This window comes from Pseudomonas sp. PS02303, from assembly GCF_029959925.1.
Lineage (GTDB): Bacteria > Pseudomonadota > Gammaproteobacteria > Pseudomonadales > Pseudomonadaceae > Aquipseudomonas > Aquipseudomonas mandelii.
In genome coordinates this window covers 1-2,072 of sequence record NZ_JASCOM010000478.1, presented here as the reverse complement: position 1 = coordinate 2,072, position 2,072 = coordinate 1, and the positions used below count along the sequence as shown (strand labels likewise).

The following is a 2,072-nucleotide window of genomic DNA, read 5'->3' as shown; positions in this document are numbered from 1 at the left end:
GCGGTGGATCAGTCGACATCAGTATTGACTGACCCACCGCTATCGCGAGCAGGCTCGCTCCCACAAGGGAATACCTATAACAACAATAAAAGCGTTATTCAGAGGCTGACTGTCATGGCCGCACCTGCCCCCGTTTTGTCCCACGACACCATCATCCAGGACTCCTGGTCCCGTTGCCGCGCGTTCGGCCTCAATCATCAAAGCGCACCGGCGTTCGATCAGTTGCCTGCCGATGGCATTGCCCAGTTGCTGGAAAGCCAGCATTCGCTGGTGCAGACCACGCACCAGGAAGTCCTGCCGTATTACGAAAACATCCTGAGCAATTCCAACTGCCTGATCATGCTCGCCGACAATCAGGGCCAGGTGCTGACGTCCTGGGGCACCCAGCGCTTCATCGAGCCGAGCCTGACCCGCGGCTTTAGCGCCGGGGCCAGCTGGATGGAGCGTTGCAGCGGCACCAACGCCATCGGCACCGCCCTCGCCTGCGAGCAGGCCGTGCATATCGAACACGATGAACACTTCCTGAAAGCCAACCGCTTCATGACCGGTTCCGCCGCGCCGATTTTCGATGCCGAGCGCAAGGTGATCGCGGTGCTGGACGTGTCCAGCGACAGCTACCTGCCGCCGTCCCACACCCTCGGCATGGTCAAGATGATGAGCCAGACCGTGGAAAACCGGCTGATCCTCAACCTCTTTCACGGCCAGCATTTTCAACTGACCTTCAACACCGGGCTGAACAACCTCGACAGCCAATGGGCCGGTTTGCTGATCTTCGATGAAACCGGCCAGGTGCTGTCGGCTAACCGCCGGGCTGACAATCTGCTGGGTATCAGCCTGTCCCGGGTCAGTGTCGAGAGCCTGTTCAAGGTGTCGTTGCTGGAATTGCTGAACCAGCCGGAAGGCCTGCCTTTTGCGTTGCAAGCCTCCGGGCGCAACCGTTTTCAATGCCTGTTGAAGCGGCCGAAACAGGTGTCGATTCAGGCTCGACTGTTTTCTGAGGCCAAGAGCGCGGAACCGCCGGCGACCATGCCCGCCACAATCAGCCTCAGCACCTTGCATTTCGGCGACAGTCGCGTGGAAAAAGCCGTGCGCCAGGCCGAGCGTTTGCTGGAAAAAGATATTCCGCTATTGATCCACGGTGAAACCGGGGTCGGCAAGGAAGTCTTCGTCAAAGCGCTGCATCAGGCCAGTTCGCGAAGTAAACAACCGTTCATTGCCGTCAACTGTGCAGCGATCCCCGCCGAACTGGTGGAGTCCGAGCTGTTTGGCTACGAGAAAGGCGCGTTCACCGGCGCCAATCAGAAAGGCAGCATCGGACTGATCCGCAAGGCTGACAAAGGCACCCTGTTCCTTGATGAAATCGGTGACATGCCATTGCCGACACAAGCTCGCCTTCTAAGGGTCTTGCAGGAACGGTGCGTGCAACCGGTGGGCAGCAGCGAGTTGTTCCCGGTGGACATCCGCATCATTTCCGCGACCAACCGTTCGTTGCGCGAGCAAGTGCAGCTCGGGCGGTTTCGCGAGGACCTTTATTACCGAATCGGCGGTTTGACCCTGGAATTGCCGCCGTTACGGGAACGCACAGACAAACAGGCGCTGTTCAAGCGCTTGTGGGAACAGCATCGCGAGCCATCGCAGTGGGCCGGGTTGAGCCGTGAGGTGATGGAGTTGTTCGGCCGTCATCCGTGGCCGGGGAATTTAAGGCAGGTCAGCAGCGTGATGCAGGTGGCGCTGGCCATGGCCGAAGAACAACCGGTGCGGCCGGAGCATTTGCCGGATGATTTTTTTGTCGATCTGGAGATGGAGCCGGTGGATTCGCCGGAACCGCTGGCGGTGGATTTGAATGATGCCGAGGATTTGAACCGGTTGTTGCAGGCGGCTGGGGGGAATATTTCGCACCTTGCCCGGCGTCTTGGCGTTAGCCGCAATACTCTTTACAAGCGATTGCGCCAGGCTGATTGACGAGTGAGCAGTCGTGGCTGGGGCCGGCTGGAGACCCTTCGCGGGCAAGCCTCGCTCCTACAGGGGCGCGTCGTTCGCCAATATTGTGTACGACGCGACCTTGTAGGAGC

The 2,072-nt window shown here is 59.4% G+C and carries 1 protein-coding gene; it reads left to right on the top strand.

Annotated features, from left to right (window positions below):
• Nucleotides 1-114: 114 nt before the first annotated feature.
• Nucleotides 115-1,962 carry a sigma-54-dependent Fis family transcriptional regulator gene (locus QMX98_RS34240; protein ID WP_102595560.1) on the top strand — a complete coding sequence of 616 codons (1,848 nt, stop codon included), beginning with the start codon at nt 115-117 and terminating at the stop codon, nt 1,960-1,962.
• The last annotated feature ends 110 nt before the right edge of the window (nt 1,963-2,072 follow it).

Bases quoted from the DNA above. Each gene is read 5' to 3' on its own strand.
- QMX98_RS34240 (WP_102595560.1), top strand. From the start codon at position 115: ATGGCCGCACCTGCCCCCGTTTTGTCCCACGACACCATCATCCAGGAC.